This window comes from Rhodopseudomonas sp. B29, from assembly GCF_000333455.1.
Taxonomy (GTDB): Bacteria; Pseudomonadota; Alphaproteobacteria; order Rhizobiales; family Xanthobacteraceae; genus Rhodopseudomonas.
The window spans coordinates 1-1,811 of sequence record NZ_BADD01000694.1 but is presented as its reverse complement, the minus strand read 5'-3'; the positions used below and the strand labels follow the sequence as shown (position 1 = coordinate 1,811).

Sequence of the window (1,811 nt, the reverse complement as noted above, 5' to 3'; positions counted from 1 at the left end):
TGATTTCTAGCCACTCCGAACACGGCTTTCTGTTGGCCCAGTTTCATGGCTTCCAAAGCCGTCTTTCCGCCGAGTTCGGGGTGTACAGTCCTCAGGAATCGATAGACTAACCAAGGCTCCTTTCCGAGGACTTCGAACAGTTCGGATAATCCAGGCAACGGCATCCCGGCATCCGTAACTTGCCAACTCGGATATCTGACACCGCGGGTCGCCCCTTGCAGTCCAAGAATCTCGCCCCGCCCTCGCCTGACATTGACCGTCTCGTGCGAAGCTCCGATGAGAGCGCCGAAGTCGCTCCCGGTCAGCATGTCGTCGCCTTTCAGAATTTCTGCGATCTTGAACCTTCCGCGATCTCGGGCAGCTGACAACGATGCTTCCAACGACGAGACATTCAACGAAGCAAGGGTGACGAGGCTGCCGATCGCTTTCGCGCTGCCGTCTGGCGACACCTCCACCGTGAAGCGAACGGGCTGCCGGACCTTTTTGGCTTTCCTCGCTCCAGCCCTGTACCGTTTCAAAATTTCGAGGATCGCCAGCTTTTCAATGGAATTTTGGCTGGTCTTCGCGCCGGTCTCTGACGTCTTTCCGAAGGCTCGAATGCGGATGTGGCCTTTTACTCCATCCGGACGGCCACGCTTCTTGCTGCGCTTCTTCGTTGCGCTTGCCGCTTGATTTCGTTCCCGCGTTTCGACCATGACGAACCTCTACCAGGCAAAATGGCAATCAGACGTCAGATGCGTCAAGTTCGTCCGGTCTATCAAACGTGCAGTCGTAATCGTCGCCGTAGCGCCGTCAACCTTGGAAGGCCCCCACATTTCCGCGATAGCCCCGGCCGAAAGATTTGTCGTTGACATTAGCCCTAAGTTCGCTATTTGTTCCTCTCATGTCCTGCGCGTTCACCAGCCACAAAGCCTACGGAAAGCGCCTCCAACGAGCCGCTGAGCCGCGCTTTTCATACATACGCTGATACCCACGACGCCTCGCTTTTGAAGGTATCGCGGATACCGCCCAATTTGTTTGGGGGACTAGCGTATCATGTCCAGACCTCAGCGCTCTGACTACCAACGGCATCAGCTCTCGAAGCTTCTTCAGCGCACCCGTGATGAGGCTGCGGCTCTCTTCTTTGCTCCAAAGAGCACGATGCGGTGCATCGGGCCTGCGATCTTTCGGACGCGATTAGCGCGCGACGTGGGTTGCTTGCTCGACGTCGATCCATCGGTGACGTCATGGACGTGCCTGCCGCTGGTTCTGAGCCGCCGGATCCACCACCACGTCCCAGATTTCTTGGTGACCAGGCCGGAGGGCGTAAGCCTACTCGATGCCCATCCATCGCTTGTGAAGCGGCCCCCTCCCGACTGGCTCGGCGAAGCAGCTCAGGCGATGGGCTACCAATACGAAAAGCGCGAGGAAGCCGAGCTGCGTGGCAGCATCAGGCTCGAGAACGCCCATGATCTTCTTCAATACGCGGGTTACAGAGCATCGCTTGGCGATCGCATCCGTATCCTCGCCCTTCTGCAGGAAAACGGCTCATTGCCGCTCTCGAGCTGCCTGGAAGCTGTTCGGAGCGGGTCTGACGCGATAGCAGTCATCGCTTCGCTGGCGCTGCAGCGCTTCGTCGAGATCGAACTTGACGACGCCCGCATTGGGCCCAGCACCATAGTCTCCCGCTTCCGCGGCTGATCCCTTCCTTTTCCCCTTCCAACTTGACCGAGCGCACCTTGTGCGTCCGGAAGCAATGGAGCACGTCATGTCGTATTTGGTCACCGGTCGCATCCCCGTGCCTGAACTTCAACCCGACATCGAGCGCCTAC

At 58.2% G+C, this 1,811-nt stretch carries 2 protein-coding genes; one reads left to right on the top strand and one right to left on the bottom strand.

Annotation, left to right across the window (positions count from 1 at the left end; genetic code table 11):
• Positions 1 to 695: DUF2384 domain-containing protein (locus I5M_RS30605; RefSeq protein WP_022723919.1), on the bottom strand; the 695-nt coding region annotated here is incomplete at its 3' end.
• A gap of 502 nt (positions 696 to 1,197) precedes the next feature.
• Between I5M_RS30605 and I5M_RS25110 the strand changes: the two genes are divergently transcribed.
• Complete coding sequence (locus tag I5M_RS25110) at positions 1,198 to 1,680, top strand: hypothetical protein (protein ID WP_148287959.1); 483 nt, start codon at positions 1,198 to 1,200, stop codon at positions 1,678 to 1,680.
• Positions 1,681 to 1,811: the final 131 nt, after the last annotated feature.